Genomic DNA, 18,828 nt, shown 5'->3' with positions numbered 1-18,828 from the left:
CCGATGGACCGCCACACCACCGACCGGCGGGGCCGCCGCCCCGCCCGCCACCTGATCTCCATCGACGACCTCACCGACCTGGACCTGCGCCGCATCGTCGCCCGCGGAGCCCAGTTCTCGGCCGGCACCGCCACCGGCTCCGACGCCCTCGACGGCCTCGTCGCCGGCATCTACTTCGCCAAGACCTCCACCCGCACCCGCACCGCCTTCTCCTCCGGCGCCCTGCGCGTCGGCGCGAAGACCGTCGCCTACGGCCCCGGCGACCTCCAGCTCAACACCGGGGAGTCCGTCGAGGACACCGGCCGCGTCCTGTCCGGCATGCTCGACGTCCTCGTCGCCCGCACCGCCGGACCCGAGGCCGAACTGCGCGGCTGGGCCGCCCAGGACCGGATGGCCGTCGTCAACGCCATGAGCGCCGAGGAGCACCCCACCCAGGCCCTCACCGACCTCACCACCCTGCTGCGCCACTTCGGCCGGATCGAGGGGCTGCGCATCCTGTACGTCGGCGAGGGCAACAACACCGCCGCCGCCCTCGCCCTGGCCCTCACCCGCTTCCCGGGCGTCCACTTCGAACTGCGCACCCCGCCCGGCTACGGGCTGCTGCCGTCCCTCGCGCGCAGGGCGCTGGCCCAGGCCGAGCGGACGGGCGCGGTGCTCGTGGAGCGGCACGACATGGACCTGCTGCCCGAGGGCTTCGACGTCGTCTACACGACGCGCTGGCAGACCACGGGCACCGAGAAGCCGGACGCGAACTGGCGGGAGATCTTCGCCCCTTTCCAGGTCACCGCCGGACTGTGGGAGGGCAGCCCGCGCGCCGCCTTCATGCACGACCTGCCCGCCCACCGGGGCGAGGAGGTCACCGCGGAGGTGCTGGACGGGCCGATGAGCATCGCCTTCGCCCAGGCCACCAACAAGATGCACAGCGCGATGGCGGTACTGGAGTACACCCACTCCGGCCCGGACGCCGCCGCGGACGACCTGGCCGGGCTCCGCCCCGCCCTGGCCGTACGGTGACCCCGCCGCCGAAGACGGCGACCGACCCGGCGGTCCTCCAGTGGCACCTGAACGAGGCCGCCGACGCCGACGCCGACGCCGTCTCCGACGCCGGGAACCCGGGTCCGGCCGCCCCCGCCGGGGCCGTCACGCGAGCCCCCGCCGCGGCTGCGGCCGAGCCCACCCGGGCCGGGGACGTGACCGAAGCGGAGGCCGGGGACCCCGCCGGGGGCGAGGAGGTGCCGCTGCGGCGGAACCGGGACTTCTCGCTGCTCTGGGGCGGCGCCGGGCTGTCGCTCCTCGCCGGGCGGGCCACCGCCGTGGCCTACCCGCTCACCGTGCTGTGGCTGACCGGCTCGCCCGGCGACGCCGGCCTGGTCGGCACCGCCCTGCTCCTCCCGCAGCTCCTCGTCCAGCTCCCCGGCGGCGCCCTCGTCGACCGCTGGGACCGGCGCCGGATCATGCTCGGTGCCGGCCTCGGACAGGCGCTGGTCGCCGGGGCGGTCGCGGCGCTGCTGCTCAGCGGCCACGTCTGGCTGTGGGCCCTGCTCGCCGCCGCCTTCGTGGAGGGCACCCTCGGCGTCCTGCACCAGCTCGCCGAGCGGGCCGCCGTCCCCGCCGTCGTCCCCGCCGGACAGCTCCCCGCCGCCCTCACCGGCAACGAGGCCCGCACCCGCGGCGCGGCCATCGCCGGCCAGCCCCTGGGCAGCGGCCTGGTCGCCCTCGGGGCCTCCTTCCCCTACGTGGCGGCTCTCGTCGGCCAACTGGCGTCCGTGGCTCTGCTGTTCGGGGTCCGCGGCAAGCTCCAGGCCGAGCGGACCGGCCCGCGCCCCGACCTCCTCGCGGACGTCAGGGAGGGGCTCGTCTGGATGTGGCGCCAGCACTTCCTGCGCGCCGTCATGGCCGCCGTGGCCGTCTCCAACCTGCTCTTCCAGGGCCTCAACCTCGCGGTGATGACCGGGATCCAGGAGAAGGGCGGCTCGCAGTTCGAGATCGGCCTCGTCCTCTCGCTGAGCGGGGCCGGCGGGCTCGTCGGCGCCATCAGCGGCGGCTGGTGGGCCACCCGGTTCTCCCTGCGCACCCTCGTCCTCGGCGGGCTGGCCGTCTGGACGGCGCTCATGGTGCCCGTCGCCGTCCTGCGGGCCCCCTTCGCCCTCGGCGCCCTCTTCGCGGCCAGCGGCTACGTCGGCGGCGTCTTCAACGTCGCCGGCGGGGTCTTCATGGTCCGCGTCGCCCCCGACCGGATGCGGGGGAGGGCCAACTCCCTCGCCATGCTGGTCGGCGGCGGGGCCATGGCCGCCGGACCCGTCGCCGCGGGCTTCGCCCTGGAGGCGTACGGGCCCACCCGTACCGTCCTCGGCCTCAGCGCCGCCATGGGCCTCACCGCGCTCGCCGCGCTGCTCTCGCCCGCCCTGCGCCGCAACCCCCTGGAGGCGTAGCCCTTCACGCCCCGCCCCGCCCCCGCCCCGAACCCGCGCAGGCCCCCGCCCAGGGGGCCTGCGCGGCCGCGTTCCCCGGGCCCGGACACACGTACGGAACGTATAGAGCGGCCATAGCGGGCCACGGAAAAGTACAGGTCATCGCAGTACCCCGAATGCCCGTCCGCATCCGCGCCAGACCCCGAAGGAGCACGACCATGCCGCTCAACTCCATGGACCGGAGGAGCGTCCTGCGGACCGCCCTCGGCGTCGCCGGAGCCGCCGCCACCGTCGGCCTCGCCGGTGCGACGCCGGCCGCCGCCCACGGCCGCCACCGCCCGGAGCTGCCCAAGGTCGAGGGCCTGGTGGGCGACCGCTGGGCGAGCGAGTTCTGGTACGACTACGACGAGATGTCGTACTACAACCCCAGCGCGGAGATGAAGGCCGCGGTCGGGGCGATCACCGCCCCCTTCGGCGGGTTCACCAAGTCGTACGACGCCTGGGCCGCCACCCGCAAGGGCGGCCGCTACCCGCGCAGCTGGATCGAGATCATCCAGCCGAACCGCGCCCACTTCGAACTGCTCTCCCGAGAGCAGAAGAAGGTCTACGACAAGTGGTACGGCCGCGACCCGAAGGGCCTCGTCTTCGCGTTCCAGGAGTTCGGCCAGGGCACCCTCTTCGACCCGCGCCGCCCCGCCGGCAACAAGGTCCACATGATGAACTACACGCCGCCCACCCCCACCCAGGCCTACCACCGCTGGCACGCCTACCTGCAGTCCTTCCAGCTGCTGGACATCGACCGCCGCTTCTGGGCGCACATCAACCGCCTCGCCGGCACGGCCTGGGAGCTCCAGTCGATCGGCAAGCCGGTCAACGACGCCAACGACAACAAGCACCTGCCCAGGCACGTGGTCAACAAGGTCACCGCCAAGTGGCTGTGCCGCTCCGACGCCAAGGTCACCGCGGCGTTCGACGTCTGGCCCTACCCGGCCGACCTGGGCAAGTAGCCCCCGCCTCGGGCCCGTCCGCCGTACCGGACGGGCCCCGGACCCCACACCCCGGCACCAGATTCCTTACGGCTCAGGAGGATTGGCACACCATGCGAGACACGACCGGATCAGCACCCCGAATCGGCGTCTGGATGGTCGGCGCGCGCGGCTCGGTCGCCACGGCCGCCGTCGCCGGCGCCGCCGCCGTCGTCGCGGGCGCCGCCTCCCCCGTCGGGTGCGTCACCGAAACCCCCCCTTTCGCGGACGCGCCCCTCCCGGCCCTCGCCGACCTGGTGTTCGGCGGCCACGACGTCGTCGGCACACCGCTGTCGGCGAGGGCCCGGCAGCTCGTGGACGCGGGAGTGCTGCCCGCGTCCGTCCTGGGGGCGCTGGACGCCCCGCTGGCCGCCGCCGAGCTGGAGATCCGCGACGGATCCGCCCGCCCGGGCGAGTCCCAGTCCGAGACCGCCGCCCGCCTCGCCGAGGACATGGCCGCCTTCCGCGACCGGCACGCCCTGGAACAGGTCGTCGTCGTCAACGTCTCCTCCACGGAGCCGCTGCCCGACCCCGACCCGGCCTTCCTGGACCTCGCCGCCCTCGAGGCGGGCCTCGCCGCCGGCTCGGTGACCCTGCCCCCCAGCTCCCTCTACGCCTACGCCGCCTTCACCGCGGGCTGCTCCTACGTCAACTTCACCCCCTCGGCGGGCGCCGGCCTGCCCGCACTGGAGGAACTGTCCCGGCTGCGCCGCGTCCCGCACGCCGGCCGCGACGGCAAGACCGGCGAGACCCTCGTCAAGAGCGCCCTCGCGCCCATGTTCACCCAGCGCGCGCTGCGCCTGCGCTCCTGGTCCGGCACCAACCTGCTCGGCGGCGGAGACGGCGCCACCCTCGCCGACCCGGCCGCCGCCCGCTCCAAGACCGAGTCCAAGCAGCGCGCCCTGGAGGACACCGTCGGGCACCCCGTCCAGGGGCAGACCCACATCGACAACGTCCCCGAGATGGGGGAGTGGAAGACCGCCTGGGACCACATCTCCTTCGAGGGCTTCCTCGGCGTCCGCATGACCATGCAGTTCACCTGGCAGGGCTGCGACTCCGCGCTCGCCGCCCCGCTGGTCCTGGACCTCGTACGGCTCACCGCGCTGGCCGGCCGGCGCGGCGAGGCCGGGGCGCTGACCGCCCTCGGCTTCTTCTTCAAGGACCCGGCCGGCTCCGCCGAGCACAACCTCACCCTCCAGTACGAGACCCTGCGCGCCTGGGCCACCGCCCCCGCGCCGGTACGCCCGGACCCGCTGAGCGGAGCCCGGCCGTGACCCCCGCGGCCGCCCCCGCCGCGAACGCCGCCCCCGCCGCCACGGCCGGGCCGGCGGCCCGCCCCCGCACCACCGCCACCGAGACGCCGGCGCACCTGCCGCCCTTCCCCGGCCGTGCCTTCCGGGCCCGCCGCACCCTGCGCGCCTACGCCGAGCTGCTCCGGGCGCCCGCCGCGATCACCGTCCCCGGCGACGTCCTCGCCGGGGCGCTGGCCGCGGGCCGCGGCGCCGGCCCCCGCACCCTGGGCCTGGCCGGCTCCTCCGTCTGCCTCTACTGGGCGGGCATGGCCCTCAACGACTGGGCCGACCGGCAACAGGACGCCGCCGAGCGGCCCGAACGGCCCCTGCCGTCCGGCCGGATCAGCCCCCGCGCCGCCCTCACCACGGCCGCCGCGCTCACCGCCGCCGGACTGGGCGCCGCCGCCCTCGCCGGCGGGACCCGTACCGTCCTCACCCGGACCCTGCCCCTGGCCGCCGCCGTGTGGGCCTACGACCTCGGGGCCAAGAACACCCCCCTCGGGCCCGCCGTGATGGCCGCCGCCCGCGGCCTCGACGTCCTGCACGGCACCGGCCCCGGCCCCCTGCGCCCGGCCCTCGCACCGGCCGCCGCCGTCGCCGGCCACACCCTGGCCCTGACCCGGCTCAGCCGCCACGAGGTCGCGGGCGCCCCGCCGTACGAGGCCGCCCTGACCGCCCTGGCCTGTGCCGCCGCGGCCGCGGGCACCCTCCGCCGCGGCACCGGACCCGTACAGGGCGCCGCCCTCGCCCTCTACGGCGCCGGCTACGGACCCGCCCTCGCCCGAGCCGTCCGCCACCCCGCCGCCCCCGAGGTACGGCGGGCCGTCGGCGCCGGCATCCACGCCCTCCTGCCCCTCCAGGCCGCCCTGGCCGCCCGGGCCGGAGCCCCCCGGCCCGCCGCCGCGCTCGCCGCCGCCCTGCCGGTGGCGCGCCGGCTCGCCCGGAAGGTCTCCCCGACATGAGCGCACCCGCCGCGCTCCGCTTCGCGTACGGCACCAACGGCCTCGCCGACCACCGCCTCGACGACGCCCTGCGCCTCCTCGCCGACCTCGGCTACGAGGGCGTCGCGCTCACCCTGGACCACCAGCACCTGGACCCGTACGCCCCCGGACTCGCCGCCCGCCTGAACGGGATCCGGCGCGCCCTGGACGACACCGGCCTGGACGTCGTGATCGAGACCGGCGCCCGCTACCTCCTCGACCCGCGCCACAAGCACCGGCCCACCCTGCTGACCACCGATCCGGCGGGCCGCGCGCTCCGCCTCGACCTGCTGCGCCGGGCCGTCGGCATCGCCGCCGTCCTGGGCGCCGGAGCCGTGCACTTCTGGAGCGGCACCCCCGACCCCGACACCACCCGCGAAGAGGCCTGGCGACGGCTGGTCGACGGCTGCGCCGAAACCCTCGCGCACGCCGAGGCCGCCGGGATCGACCTGGCCTTCGAACCCGAGCCGGGCATGCTCGTCGCCGACCTCGCCGGCTACCGCCGGCTGCTGGCCGACCTCGGCCGGCCGGACCGCTTCCGCCTCACCCTGGACCTCGGCCACTGCCGCTGCCTGGAGCCCTGGCCCGTCGCCGACTGCGTGGCCCTGGCCGCCGACCGCCTCGCCCACGTCCAGATCGAGGACATGCGCCGGGGCACCCACGAGCACCTCCCCTTCGGCGAGGGGGAGATCGACTTCCCGCCCGTCCTGCGCGCCCTCGCCGACGCCGGCTACCAGGGCCTCGTCTCCGTCGAACTCCCGCGCCACAGCCACGCCGGAGCGGAGTCGGCCCGCCACAGCATCGCCTTCCTGCACGCCGCCGCCGGCCGGCGGCCGCAGCGGCGGACCCCACAGAAGGAGGCCGTACCGGTATGACCGCCCCCACCCTCGCCCCGCCCGCCGCCACCCTCGCGGACAGCGCCGTACACGACGCGCTGACCCTGCGCACCCTCCGCGAGTCCCTGCGCTCCGTCCTCGACCAGGAACACCGCACCCGGCTCACCGCCGCCGAGGACGCCGTCGCGGCCGTCGGCCCCGCCGCCCTGGACCGGCGCTTCCCCGCCGCCGGACGCGAATACGGCCGCGGCCCCCTGCCGGGCTGGGCCGACTGGGCCGTCGAGGACGCCGTACGCACCGTCCTGCTGCTCGCCCTGACCCGGTACGGCACCTCCGGCGCCGCCCTGACCGCCGAAGCCGCCGAACGCTACGCACACGGCGACGCCGCCGAACGCCGCGGCGTCCTGCGCGCCCTGCCGTTCCTGCCGGTCGGCGCCCGCGCCGCACACCTCACCGACGACGCCCTGCGCACCAACGACAACCGCCTCATCGCCGCCGCCCTCGGCCCCTACGCCCGCGCCCACCTCGACCAGTACCGCTGGCGCCAGGCCGTCCTCAAATGCCTGTTCACCGGCATCCCCCTCGCCAAGGTGGCCGGCCTGCACGAACGCCGCGACGCCGAACTCGCCCGCATGGCCCACGGCTTCGCCGCCGAACGGCGCGCCGCCGACCGCACCGTGCCGGCCGACCTGTGGCTCGTGGCCACCCTCGACAACTGACGTCCCACCAACCCCGACCGGAGCCCGACCATGCGCATCTTCGACCCGCACATCCACATGACGTCCCGCACCACGGACGACTACCGGGCCATGCACGCCGCCGGCGTGCGCGCGCTGGTCGAGCCCGCGTTCTGGCTGGGCCAGCCCCGCACCTCACCCGCCAGCTTCACCGACTACTTCGACGCCCTCCTCGGCTGGGAGCCCTACCGGGCCGCCCAGTTCGGCATCAGCCACCACTGCACCATCGGCCTCAACCCCAAGGAGGCGAACGACCCGCGCTGCACTCCCGTACTGGACCTGCTGCCCCGCTACCTCGCCAAGGACGGGGTCGTCGCCGTCGGCGAGATCGGCTACGACACCGTCACCGAGGCCGAGGACCACGCCTTCGCCGTCCAGCTCGCCCTCGCCGTCGAGTTCGCCCTCCCCGCCCTCGTCCACACCCCGCACCGCGACAAGGCCGGCGGCACCGGACGCTCCCTCGCCGTGATCCGCGAGTCCGGCATCGACCCCGGCTTCGTCGTCCTCGACCACCTCAACGAGGTCACCGTCCGCGAGGTCCGCGACTCCGGCTGCTGGATGGGCTTCTCCATCTACCCCGACACCAAGATGACCCCGGACCGCATGGTCGCCATCCTCAAGGAGCACGGCACCGAGCGGATCCTCGTCAACTCCGCCGCCGACTGGGGCCACAGCGACCCGCTGCTCACCCGCGCCACCGCCGAGGCCATGCTCGCCGCCGGCTTCGACGAGGACGACGTGGACCGCGTGCTGTGGCGCAACCCGGTCGCCTTCTACGCCCAGTCCGGCCGCCTCGGCCTCGACGGCTACACGGACGTCCAGGCCGCCGGCCTCTTCGCGGGCAACTCCATCGCCCGCGGCGGAAACTGATCAGGAGGAAGGAACGCCTGATGCGCTTCCGCCACCCGGACGGCACCGCCGTCCACCTCGCCTACTGCACCAACGTGCACCCCGCGGAAACCCTGGAGGGGATCACCGCCCAGCTCGACACGTACGCCGAACCGGTCCGCCGGGCCACCGGCGAACCCCTCGTCGGCCTCGGCCTGTGGCTGCCCGTCGGCGCGGCCGCCGCCCTCGCCGCCGACCCGGCCGCCGTCACCCGGCTGCGCCGCGAGCTCACCGCCCGCGGCCTGGAGACGGTGACCCTCAACGGCTTCCCCTACCGGGGCTTCCACGCGTCCGTGGTCAAACGGGCCGTGTACTACCCCGACTGGTCCGAGCCCGCACGCCTCGACTACACCCTGAACCTGGCCCGGATCCTCGCCGGACTGCTGCCCGACGACGCCGAGCGCGGCTCGATCTCCACCCTGCCGCTGGCCTGGCGCACCGCCTGGTCGCGCACCCGCACGGCCGCCGCCTCCCGCAACCTCGACGCGCTGGCCGCCGGCCTCGCCCGGATCGAGGCGGAGACCGGCCGCACCGTGCGCGTCGCCGTCGAGCCCGAGCCGGGCTGCGTCGCCGAGACCACCGAGCAGGCCGTCGCGGTCCTCTCCGGCGCCGACCACGACCGGATCGGGCTCTGCCTGGACGCCTGCCACCTCGCCGTCGCGCACGAGGACCCCGCCACCGCCGTCGGCCGGCTGCTCTCCGCCGGACTCCAGGTCGTCAAGCTCCAGGCCTCCAGCGCCCTGGAGGCCACCGACCCGCAGGACCCCCGGGTCCGGGAGGCGCTGGCGGCCTTCGCCGAGCCGCGCTTCCTGCACCAGACCCGCGAGGCCGGCCCCGACGGCACCGGCCTCCACGGCTCCGACGACCTCGGGCCCGCCCTGGCCGGAGCCCTGCCCGGCAAGGCACCCTGGCGCATCCACTACCACGTGCCGCTGCACGAGGAGCCCGCCCCGCCGCTGGCCTCCACCCGGCCGGTGCTGCGCGACACCCTGCGGACCCTGTTCGGCGGGGACCACGCCGTCACCGACCACGTCGAGGTGGAGACGTACACCTGGTCCGTGCTGCCCGAGGCGGCCCGGCCCGTCGGCGACGCCGGCCTCGCCCGGGGCATCGCCGCCGAACTCGCCTGGACGGCGCGGGAGCTGACCGCACTCGGCCTCACCGCGCCCGCCCCGGTCCCGACCGCCCCCGCCGCGCAGAAGGAGCCCGGCTCATGACCGCCCCCACCCCCTCCGGCCGGCGGCGCAAGACCGCCGTCCTGTGCACCGTCGGCCTCACCCCCCGGCTGCTGCCGCACATGCCGAACGTCCGGGCCATCGGGGAGCAGGGCTTCGCCGCCGCGCTCGACACGGTGTTCCCCGCGGTCACCGCCACCGTCCAGGCCACCCTCACCACCGGCACCCTGCCCCGCGAACACGGCGCCGTCGGCAACGGCTGGTACTTCCGCGACCACGGCGAAGTGATGATGTGGCGCCAGCACAACGCCCTCGTCCGCGGCGAGAAGGTCTGGCAGACCGCCCGCCGACGCGACCCGGACCACACCACCGCGTACCTGTGCTGGTGGTGGGCCATGGGAGCGGACGTCGACACCGTCCTCACCCCGCGCCCCGTCTACCACTACGACGGCCGCAAGGCCCCCGACTGCTACACCGTCCCCGCCGCCCTGCGCGACGAACTGACCGCCGCCCAGGGCGAGTTCCCGCTCTTCAACTACTGGGGGCCGACCGCCTCGCTCACCTCCACCCGCTGGATCGCCGGCGCCGCCCGGCACGTCGCCGACACCCGCGACCCCGACCTGTCCTTCATCTACGTCCCGCACCTCGACTACGACCTCCAGCGCTTCGGCCCCGACAGCCCCGAGGCCGTCCGCGCCGCCCGCGAGGCCGACGCCGCCCTCGGGCCGCTCCTCGCCGACCTGCGCGACCGCGGCACCACCGTCGTCGCCCTCAGCGAATACGGCATCTCGCCCGTCAGCCGGCCCGTCGACATCAACCGCGCGCTGCGCCGCGAGGGCCTGCTGTCCGTCTACGCCCAGCGCGGGATGGAGTACCTCGACCCGTACACCTCCCGGGCCTTCGCCGTCGCCGACCACCAGGCCGCCCACGTCTACGTCGCCGACCCGGGCGACGTCCCGCGCGTGCGCGACGTACTGAAGTCCCTGGACGGCGTCGACGAGCTCTGGGACCGCACCCAGCAGGCCGACTACGGCATCGACCACCCGAACGCCGGCGAGCTCGTCGCCGTCTCGGAGCCCGACGCCTGGTTCACGTACTACTACTGGCTCGACGACGCCCGCGCCCCGGACTTCGCGCGCGGCGTCGAGATCCACCGCAAGCCGGGCTACGACCCGGCCGAGCTGTTCTTCGACCCCGCCGATCCGGCGGCCAAGGCGAAGGCGGCCCTCGCGGTGCTGAAGAAGAAGGCGGGGATGCGCGCACCGCTCCAGGTGGTGCCGCTCGACCCCGGCTGCGTCCGCGGCAGCCACGGACGGCTGCCCGGCGACGACCGGGACGGGCCCGTGCTGCTCTGCTCGGACCCGTCCCGGGAACGGCCCCGCTACCACGCCACCGAGGTGAAGGACCTGCTCCTGAGCCTGGGCGGACTCACCTGACAACGCCCTCAAGGGGGGAGAGGAGGACCCGATGACGAGCCAGACCCTGACCGCCGTGCGCGGCCGCATCGACCACACCGCCACGACCGGTGTACTGCCCGTGCCCGTGACGGCCGCACGGCAGGCCGCGAGACTGCGCGCCACGGGCGAGGCACACGTGTGGTGGTGGCCGCTCGAGGACCGGGTGGACCAGGCCGACTTCGACCTGCTGGACGAGGTCGAGCAGGTACGCGCCCGCCGCTACCGGGCCGAGAAGGACGCCGCCGCGTTCATCCGGACCCGGGCCGCCGCCCGGCGCGCGATCGGCGAGCTGCTGGGGGTGGAGGCCCGTACGGTGGCCCTCGGCCGCCGCGTCTGCCCCGGCTGCGGGGACCTGGAGCACGGCCCGCCGGCCGTGGCGAGCCCCGCCGTCGGGCTCGCCGTGAGCCTGACCCGCACCAGCGGCTGCGGGGTGCTCGCCCTGCACGCGGGGGACTGGATCGGCGTGGACGTCGAGGCGCTGCGGCCCGTGGAGTCGGGCTCCCTCGCCAATGTCGTCCTCGCCCCCGCCGAGCACGCCTACATCCTGTCGCTGCCGGCCGGACCGGAGCGGACCGCGGCCTTCCACCGGGTGTGGACCCGCAAGGAGGCCGTGCTCAAGGGGGTGGGGCTGGGGCTGCTCGGCATCGACCTCAACGCCCTGGACGTCACCCCGGGCACGGCCGGCCCGGTCGAGGTGGAACACGGCTACCAGGGCGAGGTCAGCCGCTGGCAGATCGACGACCTCGACCTGGACGGCAACTGGTCGGCCTCCCTGGCCCGTCCGGTGGACGGCTCCCCCCTGGGCCCGGTCCACCGCCACCGCCCGGCGTAGGCCCCCGCCATCACCTCCCGGGGGCCCCGGCCGGGGCCCCCGGGAGCGGGCCCCGGCCCCGGGCCCCGCTTTCCGGCCCGAACCGACCGGCCGCCGGGCCCGGCCGGCAGACCCCGCCTCCCCGCACGGAGGACCGACTCTTCCCGGAGCTCCCATGGCTCAGCCCACCGCCACCCGCACCGCCGACCCGGCCCCCGCCGCCGCGCCCGCCCCGGCCCGGCCGGGGCCCCCGCACACCCCCGCCCCCGGGGCCGCGGCCGTCACCGGCGGGCTGCTCGTCGTCGCCCTGCTGCTGTGCGCGGGCCCCCTCGCCGGCGGCGCCGTCCAGGAGTTCCTGGACCGGATGGCCGGCGTGTTCGCGCTCGTCGCGCTCTCCGGCTCCGTGATGCTCGGCCTCGCCACCGTCTTCCGCGACGTACTCACCCCCGCCCAGCGGCAGTTCGCCCAGCTCCTGCACCGCGCGGCCGGCCTGGCCGGCGTCGGCTTCCTCCTCGTCCACATCGGCGTCAAGGTCGCCGGCCGGAAGATCGGCGCGGCCGACGCCGTACTCGGCTGGGGGAGCGGGGACCTCCTGGTCGACCTCGGCACCCTGGCCGCCCAGCTCTTTGTCCTCGCCCTGCTCACCGGCCTGTGGCGGGGCGTCTTCGCCACCCGCCGCTGGATCCGCCCCTTCCGCCTCCTGCACGGCGCCGCCTACGCCGGCTGGGCCGCCGGCCTCGTCCACGGACTCGGCGCCGGCCGCACCCCCGCGGGCTGGGTCGTCGCCTGCTACGCCCTGTGCGCCGCCGCCACCCTCGCCGCCCTCGCGTACCGCCTCACCCGAGGCCGAGGCCGAGGCCGAGGCCGGGGCCGGGGCCCCCGCCCCCGCTGACCGCTCTCCCCGCTCACCGAACGGCCCCGGACCGCACGGCTTTGGCCGGAGGGCACCGCCCCCGGCCGGAAACCGGCGCCCGGGGCCTCCTCGCGTAGAGGGAATATAGACCCGCCCCCAAGGATCGGCGTGTTGCATCCGCCGACTTGGGCGGATGGGGCTGCTGACAAACCCCCTCAAACGCATGGGAAGGACTGGTCGCGCATGCGGACCCAGACGAACAGCCTCCGTGGGCAGAGCAGCACCGGATCCCCCGGGTTCGCGCTGCGCCTGGACGGGGTCGTGAAGGAGTACGGAAAGAGCGGGCGCGGCGTACGCGCCCTTGACGGGGTCTCGGTGGGCATCGAGCGCGGCTCGTTCACGGCCGTCATGGGACCCTCCGGTTCCGGAAAGTCGACCTTCCTGCACTGCGCGGCCGGCCTCGACAAGCCGTCCAGCGGCAAGGCCTACATCGGCGACACCGAACTCGGCGGGATGAACGAGACCCAGCTGACGAAGCTGCGCCGACAGCGCATCGGCTTCGTCTTCCAGGCCTTCAACCTCATCCCGGCCCTGTCGGTGCGCCAGAACGTGGAGCTCCCGCTGCGCCTGGCCGGCGAGCGCCTCGACCCGGCCTGGCTGGAGGAGATCCTCACCCGCGTGGGCCTGGGCGGCCGCGCCACCCACCGGCCCGCCGAACTCTCCGGCGGCCAGCAGCAGCGCGTCGCCATCGCCCGCGCTCTGATCACCCGCCCCGACGTCATCTTCGGCGACGAGCCCACCGGCGCCCTCGACACCGTCACCGCCAAGGAGATCCTCTCCCTGCTGCGGTCCTGCGTCGACGAGACCGGCCAGACCGTGGTCATGGTCACCCACGACCCGGTCGCCGCCTCCTACGCCGACACCGTCCTCTTCCTCGCCGACGGCCGCATCGCCGACCGGATGAACGCCCCCACCGCCGACCGCGTCGCCGACCGCATGACCCACCTGGGAGCGTGGGCCTGATGCTGCGCTATGCCCTGCAGACCCTGCGCGCCCGCAAGGGCGGCTTCATCGGGGCCTTCCTCGCCCTCTTCTGCGCCGCCGCGCTCGTCACGGCCTGCGGCATCCTCCTGGAGACGGGTTTAAGAGGAGAGATCGGCACCGAGCGCTACGCCGGTGCCCCGGTGATCGTCGGCGGTGACCAGAACGTCCACCAGGTCACCGTCAAGAACAAGGGTGACAAGACCAAGACCAAGGAGAAGGAGAAGCCGCTCGGCGAGCGGGTCTGGCTCCCCGCCGACACCGCCGCCACCCTCGGCTCGCTGCCCGGCGTCAAGGCCGCCCTGCCCGAGGTCACCTTCCCGGCCTACGCGGTGAGCCCCAAGGGGCAGGTCGTGCCGGGCGTCGACGGAAAGCCCTCCTACGGCCACTCCTGGACCTCCGCGGCCCTGACCCCCTTCGCCCTGTCCGAGGGCGCCGCCCCGGCCGGCGCCGACGAGGTCGTCGTCGACCGCGAACTCGCCCGCCGGGCCGGCATCAAGCCCGGCACCGAACTGACCGTCCAGGCCACCGGCTCACCGCGCAAGTACCGCGTCAGCGGCATCGCCGCGCCCGCCGGCGGCGACCTGGAACAGCAGACCTCGCTGTTCTTCTCGGACTCCGAGGCCGAGCGGCTCTCCGGCCGCGCCGGCCAGGTCGCCGTGGTCGGCGTCCTGGCCAAGCCCGGCGTGTCCACCGCGGACCTCGCCCAGCAGGTGAGGAAGGCCCTCGACGGCACCACCGCCCAGGTGGTCACCGGCGGCGAACGCGGCCCGGTCGAGTTCCTCGACGCCGCCAAGGCCCGCATCAAGCTGGTCTCCATGGGCGGCGCCATCGGCGGCACCTCGCTGCTCGTCGCGATCCTCGTGGTCGTCGGCACCTTCGCCCTGTCCATCCAGCAGCGCTACCGCGAACTGGCCCTGCTGCGCGCCATCGCGGCGACGCCCAAGCAGGTCCGCCAGCTCATCGGCCGCGAGGCACTGATCGTCGGCGCCCTCGCCGGTGTGCTCGGCTCGGTCACCGGCCTGCCCATCGCCTACTGGCTGCACGGCAAGTTCGTCGGCTTCAAGGCCATCCCCGACACCCTCGAAGTCACCTTCAGCGTCTTCCCGTTCTTCGCGGCGATCGGCGCGGCCCTGCTGGGAGCCTGGGCGGCCGCACGCATCTCCGCCCGCCGCACCGCCCGCATCCGCCCCGCCGAGGCCCTGTCCGAAGCGGCCATGGAACAGCGGAACTTCGCCTGGGGCCGGCTCGGCGCCGGCGCCGCGTTCCTGGCGGGCGGCATCGTCCTGCTCGCGGTCCTCTCGGTGCTGCGCAGCGAACCGGCCTCCACCCCGGTGACCTTCCTGTCGGTCGTGGTCCTCGCGGTGGCGGTGTCGCTGCTCGGGCCGCTGATCGCCCGGATCGCCGTCGCCGTCCTCGGGGTCCCCCTCAGGGCCTCCCGGGTCGGCGGCTACCTGGCCACCGCCAACGCCCGCGCCAACACCAAGCGGCTGTCCGCCGCGGTCACCCCGCTGGCCCTGCTGATCGGCATGGCCTGCACGGTGTTCTTCGTCCAGACCACCATGGGCGCGGCGGCCACCGCCCAGGCCAAGGCCGGCAACAAGGCCGACTGGGTCGTCGGCTCGGCCGGCCCCGGGGTGCCCGCCCAGGCCGCGGACAGCCTCCGCCGGGTCCCCGGCGTGTCCGCGGTGACCGAGGTCGTACGCACCTCCGTGCGCGTCGGCCTGGAGAAGTACCCGGCCCAGGGCGTGTCCACGCAGGGCCTGACCCACACCTGGGACCCGGGCGTCAGCGCCGGCACGCTGGACGGCTTCGGACCGCAGTCCGTCGCCCTCAGCGACGTCGCCGCCGACAACCTCGGCAAGAAGCCGGGGGACACGCTGAAGCTGACCCTCGGCGACGGCACCGAGACCGAGCTGACCGTCGCGGCCGTCTACGACCGCGGGCTCGGCTTCGGCGACCTGACGATGTCCCACGAACTGGTCGTCAAGCACGTCGACAACCCGCTCGCCTCCTCGCTGCTGGTCAAGACCGCCGGCGAGGGCAAGCCCGGCCGCGCCGAGCTGCAGAAGGCCGTCGGCGCCCTGCCCGGTGTCGGTGTCCTCGACCGCGACCAGGTCGAGGACCTGCAGGCCGAGGTCCAGCAGTCCAACGCCGAGGTCAACTACGTGGCGATGGGCCTGATCATCGCCTTCACCGCGATCGCCGTGGTCAACACCCTGGCCATGTCGGTCTCCGACCGCATCCGCGAGTTCGCCCTGCTCCAGCTCGTCGGCACCACCCGCCGGCAGGTGATGGGCATGCTCCGCATCGAGTCCGCCCTGGTGGTCCTCATCTCCGCCGTGCTCGGCACCGGCATCGCCTTCGCGGTGCTCACCGCCTTCAGCGTCGGGATGACCGGCTCCGCGTCCCCGTCGATCGACCCCTGGATGTACCTCGGGGTGCTGGGCTTCGCGGCGGTGCTCACCGCCCTGGCCACCCTGGTCCCGGGCCGGCTCGCCCTGGCGGGCCGCCCCGCGGACGTCATCGGCTCGCGCCAGTAGCGGCCACCACGGCCGGAGGGCCGGCCCCCTCACGGGGGCCGGCCCTCCGGCCTTCGGTGCGTGCGGTCCGGTCCTCAGTCGAGCACCGCCCCGCCGCCCTTGCGGTCCACCCGGCTGCGCCGGTGGTCCAGGTGCGCGTACACCCGGTGCAGCCAGCGGTCCTGGCCGTCGTAACGAGGGGTGAAGGAGGTCCTGCCGTGCACGGCGAGCCGGTTGTCCACCACGGCGAGGTCGCCGACCCGCAGCGCCAGCGCCGACATCGTCCGCATGAGCGCCTCGCGCAGCTCGGACATGGCGGCCGCGGCCTCGTCGTCCAGCGGGTGCGTCGCGGCGAAGTCCACCAGGATGTTCGGGTCCTCGCGGTCCCCGACCAGGATGGGGTGCGCCGGCGTGACGGAATTCAGGTCGCCGAAGGACGGCGGCGGCTCGGTGAGGAACCGCGGCGCGGCCAGTACCGCGACCGTGCGCTCGGAAAGCAGCGGGAGCGCCCGCCGTATCGAGGAGGTGCACAGCTTGGCGTCGCCCGTCGCGTCCTCGCGCACGCACAGCAGCCCCACGTAGTCGGGCTTGTTGTCGTGGAAGGCGTTCTCGACGTGGAGTTCCAGCAGAACCGATCCCGCGTTGCTCTGGGAATTCTCGCTCCCCGGCACCGGCACGACGTTCTGCACCAGGGCGCCGGTCTTCTCGCTGCGATAGGCGATGACCTCGCCGAGCTGCATCATCGCGGCCGTGACCAGGGCCGACGCCACGGCCGGCACCCGCTCCACCGAACCGGGCACGCTCGGCGTCTCCGGCAGCGGTTCGCTCGCCACCACCGGCACGTTGCGCAGCAGCAGCACCGCGTCCGGTCCGGCGTCGTGCCGGAAGCGGCGCAGCTCGGCGAGGATCCGGCGGGGCAGCATCGCCGAGGCGTCCCGGACGGTGTCCAGCCAGGCCGGCTCGTCGATCCGTGCCGGCCCGGCGGCGAGCACCCCGGAGGCGAGGGCGACCAGTTCGTCGCGCTCGGCGTCGGTGAGGGTGACGGCGTCCGGCGTCGTACCGCTCTCGGGAAGGGTAAGGGTGTGCTCTCGCGTCCTTGGCATGAAGAATTCCTCGGGGTAGATGAGCCTTGACCCGAGTCAGTTTCCGGACGTGCCCTATCACATTCCTATGGAAAACACTCCCGAACGTGCAGCGAAAAGAGGTATAGGCGGCACATAGTTGTCCGCCGAATGCTTATGGGGCGGCTTTGTCCCCGGTGGAATACGCCGGCCGGCCGCAGTTCCCGCACCGTTCGACGGGGGAGAAGAAGGGAGGATTTCATGGCATTGAGGGAAGAGGACCCCGCCCACGGCGCGGCGGTCGCCGCGGCCGGCGCCCTGGGCGCCCAGGGGGAGGCCCACGTCTGGTGGTGGCGTCCGCCCGAGAACACCGATCCGGCCGACCTGCCGCTGCTGGACACCGAGGAGTTCCGGCGGGCGCTGTCCCTGCCCGCGGAACGCGACGCCGCGGCCTTCGTCCGCTCCCGCGCCGCCGCCCGCCGGGCACTCGGGGAGCTGTTCCGCCTCGAACCCCGGGACATCGCCCTGGGCCGGGACGCCTGTCCCGGCTGCGGCGACGGCAGCCACGGTCCGCCCCGGCTGGTCGTCCCGCCGGTGCCGCTCGCGCTCAGCACGAGCCGTACGAACGGCTGCGGTGTCTTCGCGCTCGGCGCCGGCCCCGCGATCGGCATCGACGCAGAGGCCCTGCGGCCCGTGCGCCGCTCGGCGACCACCGACCCGGACCTGACCCCCGCCGAGCGCGCCCACCTGGCCGCCCTGCCCCAGGGGCCCGAACGGGACGCGGCCTTCCACCGGATCTGGACCCGGAAGGAGGCCGTGGTCAAGGCCACCGGCCTCGGCCTGTCCGGGGTCGAACTCGGCCTGCTGGAAACCCATCCGGCCCGCACGGGCCCCGTCCGGGTCACCCACACCCACCGCGGCCGGACCACCGCCTGGACCGTGGAGGACCTCCGGGTGTTCGACGGGGTCGCCGTGGCACTGGCCCGGCCGGCGGGACCCGCCGCGCACGGCCCCGTCCACCACCACACGGACCGGCCGGCCACCCCCTGAAACCCGCGCACCGCCCCAGCACCAGCACCAGCCCCAGCCCCAGCCCCTGCACCAGCACCGCGCCCGCCGCGCACCCGTCCCCGCCGGACCGCCCCGGTACCGCCTCAGCGAAAGGCCCGCAGAGCCATGACCATCGAGTCCTTCCTCCCTGTGGAAGAGCTGATCACCGCCCACTCCGGCCCCGGCCGGCCCGCGTCCCAGGCCCCGGCCGGCACCACCCTGCTGGGCCTGACCACCGAGGACCTGGAGGCCTACTTCACCCGGATCGCGGAGGCCGTCGAGCAGGACGACCCGGGCCCGGCCGCACGCGGCGGCTGGGAGGAGCGGGAGCGGCTGCGCTTCTCCACCTGGGTCCGCCGGGTGTACGAACACCCGCTCTCGCCCGCCGTCTTCGCGCTGCCCGTCACCCGGCTCATCCGCGAGGTCCAGCTGGCCCAGGCCGCCGAACTCGCGTTCCGCATCGACGTGGGACGGGCCCGGGCGAAGGCCGCGAAGCCCTCCGCCGAGGTCCGGGCCACCGCCGCGGTCGCCTCCGCGTGGGCCATCGCCGCCGACGCCCTCTCCCGGTCGCCGCGCCCGCCGCGCGAGCGGGTCGTCGGCGACGTGTGGACCATCGTCCGGGAGACCATCGAGCCCGCCCTGCGGCCGGCCGGCACCTTCCAGCCGCGCTCCCACAGCTCCTGGTGAGC

At 75.1% G+C, this 18,828-nt stretch carries 17 protein-coding genes; 16 read left to right on the top strand and 1 reads right to left on the bottom strand.

The window, feature by feature from the left end:
* Positions 1-3: 3 nt before the first annotated feature.
* From ABD973_RS07035 to ABD973_RS06970, 14 genes are all read left to right on the top strand, one after another.
* Positions 4-1,014, top strand: a complete 1,011-nt coding sequence (locus tag ABD973_RS07035; RefSeq protein ID WP_241253405.1) for an ornithine carbamoyltransferase — start codon at positions 4-6, stop codon at positions 1,012-1,014.
* A complete protein-coding gene (locus ABD973_RS07030) occupies positions 1,011-2,432 on the top strand; it encodes an MFS transporter (protein WP_345499267.1) in 1,422 nt (473 codons plus the stop codon). Before ABD973_RS07035 ends, ABD973_RS07030 begins: the two co-directional genes overlap by 4 nt.
* 197 nt (positions 2,433-2,629) lie before the next feature.
* Positions 2,630-3,418 (top strand): Tat pathway signal sequence domain protein, encoded by a 789-nt coding sequence (locus tag ABD973_RS07025; RefSeq protein ID WP_125598721.1) that lies wholly within the window; start codon positions 2,630-2,632, stop codon positions 3,416-3,418.
* A gap of 92 nt (positions 3,419-3,510) precedes the next feature.
* Positions 3,511-4,710, top strand: a complete 1,200-nt coding sequence (locus tag ABD973_RS07020) for an inositol-3-phosphate synthase (RefSeq protein WP_125598723.1) — start codon at positions 3,511-3,513, stop codon at positions 4,708-4,710.
* A complete protein-coding gene (locus ABD973_RS07015; protein ID WP_386382171.1) occupies positions 4,707-5,690 on the top strand; it encodes an SCO3242 family prenyltransferase in 984 nt (327 codons plus the stop codon). The genes ABD973_RS07020 and ABD973_RS07015 overlap by 4 nt, the downstream gene beginning before the upstream one ends.
* Entirely contained in the window at positions 5,687-6,583 is an 897-nt protein-coding gene (locus ABD973_RS07010; RefSeq protein WP_345499264.1) for a sugar phosphate isomerase/epimerase family protein, read from the top strand. Before ABD973_RS07015 ends, ABD973_RS07010 begins: the two co-directional genes overlap by 4 nt.
* Positions 6,580-7,263: an EboA domain-containing protein gene (locus ABD973_RS07005; protein WP_125822846.1), complete on the top strand. Its 684-nt coding sequence runs from the start codon at positions 6,580-6,582 to the stop codon at positions 7,261-7,263. The genes ABD973_RS07010 and ABD973_RS07005 overlap by 4 nt, the downstream gene beginning before the upstream one ends.
* Before the next feature lie 30 nt (positions 7,264-7,293).
* Entirely contained in the window at positions 7,294-8,151 is an 858-nt protein-coding gene (locus tag ABD973_RS07000; RefSeq protein ID WP_125603945.1) for a TatD family hydrolase, read from the top strand.
* 20 nt (positions 8,152-8,171) lie between these two features.
* Positions 8,172-9,386: a metabolite traffic protein EboE gene (gene eboE / locus ABD973_RS06995; RefSeq protein WP_125822847.1), complete on the top strand. Its 1,215-nt coding sequence runs from the start codon at positions 8,172-8,174 to the stop codon at positions 9,384-9,386.
* The gene (locus ABD973_RS06990; RefSeq protein ID WP_345499259.1) at positions 9,383-10,780 is read left to right on the top strand and encodes an alkaline phosphatase family protein; all 1,398 of its coding nucleotides are present in this window, start codon (positions 9,383-9,385) and stop codon (positions 10,778-10,780) included. Before eboE ends, ABD973_RS06990 begins: the two co-directional genes overlap by 4 nt.
* Before the next feature lie 31 nt (positions 10,781-10,811).
* Positions 10,812-11,633: a 4'-phosphopantetheinyl transferase superfamily protein gene (locus tag ABD973_RS06985; RefSeq protein ID WP_125822849.1), complete on the top strand. Its 822-nt coding sequence runs from the start codon at positions 10,812-10,814 to the stop codon at positions 11,631-11,633.
* A gap of 154 nt (positions 11,634-11,787) precedes the next feature.
* On the top strand, positions 11,788-12,504 hold the full coding sequence (locus ABD973_RS06980; RefSeq protein ID WP_345499257.1) for a ferric reductase-like transmembrane domain-containing protein: 717 nt from the start codon (positions 11,788-11,790) through the stop codon (positions 12,502-12,504).
* A 204-nt stretch (positions 12,505-12,708) separates the two neighbouring features.
* Positions 12,709-13,488 (top strand): ABC transporter ATP-binding protein, encoded by a 780-nt coding sequence (locus tag ABD973_RS06975; protein ID WP_125599765.1) that lies wholly within the window; start codon positions 12,709-12,711, stop codon positions 13,486-13,488.
* On the top strand, positions 13,488-16,049 hold the full coding sequence (locus tag ABD973_RS06970) for an FtsX-like permease family protein (protein ID WP_345499254.1): 2,562 nt from the start codon (positions 13,488-13,490) through the stop codon (positions 16,047-16,049). The genes ABD973_RS06975 and ABD973_RS06970 overlap by 1 nt, the downstream gene beginning before the upstream one ends.
* A 74-nt stretch (positions 16,050-16,123) precedes the next feature.
* Here the strand turns inward: ABD973_RS06970 and ABD973_RS06965 are convergent, their stop codons facing one another.
* Positions 16,124-17,131: a TauD/TfdA family dioxygenase gene (locus ABD973_RS06965; protein ID WP_345499252.1), complete on the bottom strand. Its 1,008-nt coding sequence runs from the start codon at positions 17,129-17,131 to the stop codon at positions 16,124-16,126.
* 219 nt (positions 17,132-17,350) lie between these two features.
* Here ABD973_RS06965 and ABD973_RS06960 point away from each other — a divergent pair, with 219 nt between their 5' ends.
* Positions 17,351-18,139: a 4'-phosphopantetheinyl transferase family protein gene (locus ABD973_RS06960; protein ID WP_125599758.1), complete on the top strand. Its 789-nt coding sequence runs from the start codon at positions 17,351-17,353 to the stop codon at positions 18,137-18,139.
* A gap of 126 nt (positions 18,140-18,265) precedes the next feature.
* Positions 18,266-18,826: a hypothetical protein gene (locus ABD973_RS06955; protein WP_125599755.1), complete on the top strand. Its 561-nt coding sequence runs from the start codon at positions 18,266-18,268 to the stop codon at positions 18,824-18,826.
* Positions 18,827-18,828: the final 2 nt, after the last annotated feature.

Origin of the sequence: Streptomyces racemochromogenes, assembly GCF_039535215.1 — a bacterium.
Lineage (GTDB): Bacteria > Actinomycetota > Actinomycetes > Streptomycetales > Streptomycetaceae > Streptomyces > Streptomyces racemochromogenes.
Note: the sequence above shows the minus strand (reverse complement) of the source record. Positions and strands in the feature narration are given on the sequence as shown.

Excerpts from the sequence above, each read along its gene's own strand:
- ABD973_RS07035 (WP_241253405.1), top strand. The coding sequence starts at position 4 with ATGGACCGCCACACCACCGACCGGCGGGGCCGCCGCCCCGCCCGCCAC.
- ABD973_RS07025 (WP_125598721.1), top strand. The coding sequence starts at position 2,630 with ATGCCGCTCAACTCCATGGACCGGAGGAGCGTCCTGCGGACCGCCCTC.
- ABD973_RS07020 (WP_125598723.1), top strand. The coding sequence starts at position 3,511 with ATGCGAGACACGACCGGATCAGCACCCCGAATCGGCGTCTGGATGGTC.
- ABD973_RS07010 (WP_345499264.1), top strand. The coding sequence starts at position 5,687 with ATGAGCGCACCCGCCGCGCTCCGCTTCGCGTACGGCACCAACGGCCTC.
- ABD973_RS07005 (WP_125822846.1), top strand. The coding sequence starts at position 6,580 with ATGACCGCCCCCACCCTCGCCCCGCCCGCCGCCACCCTCGCGGACAGC.
- ABD973_RS07000 (WP_125603945.1), top strand. The coding sequence starts at position 7,294 with ATGCGCATCTTCGACCCGCACATCCACATGACGTCCCGCACCACGGAC.
- eboE (WP_125822847.1), top strand. The coding sequence starts at position 8,172 with ATGCGCTTCCGCCACCCGGACGGCACCGCCGTCCACCTCGCCTACTGC.
- ABD973_RS06990 (WP_345499259.1), top strand. The coding sequence starts at position 9,383 with ATGACCGCCCCCACCCCCTCCGGCCGGCGGCGCAAGACCGCCGTCCTG.
- ABD973_RS06985 (WP_125822849.1), top strand. The coding sequence starts at position 10,812 with ATGACGAGCCAGACCCTGACCGCCGTGCGCGGCCGCATCGACCACACC.
- ABD973_RS06980 (WP_345499257.1), top strand. The coding sequence starts at position 11,788 with ATGGCTCAGCCCACCGCCACCCGCACCGCCGACCCGGCCCCCGCCGCC.
- ABD973_RS06975 (WP_125599765.1), top strand. The coding sequence starts at position 12,709 with ATGCGGACCCAGACGAACAGCCTCCGTGGGCAGAGCAGCACCGGATCC.
- ABD973_RS06970 (WP_345499254.1), top strand. The coding sequence starts at position 13,488 with ATGCTGCGCTATGCCCTGCAGACCCTGCGCGCCCGCAAGGGCGGCTTC.
- ABD973_RS06965 (WP_345499252.1), bottom strand. The coding sequence starts at position 17,131 with ATGCCAAGGACGCGAGAGCACACCCTTACCCTTCCCGAGAGCGGTACG.
- ABD973_RS06960 (WP_125599758.1), top strand. The coding sequence starts at position 17,351 with ATGGCATTGAGGGAAGAGGACCCCGCCCACGGCGCGGCGGTCGCCGCG.
- ABD973_RS06955 (WP_125599755.1), top strand. The coding sequence starts at position 18,266 with ATGACCATCGAGTCCTTCCTCCCTGTGGAAGAGCTGATCACCGCCCAC.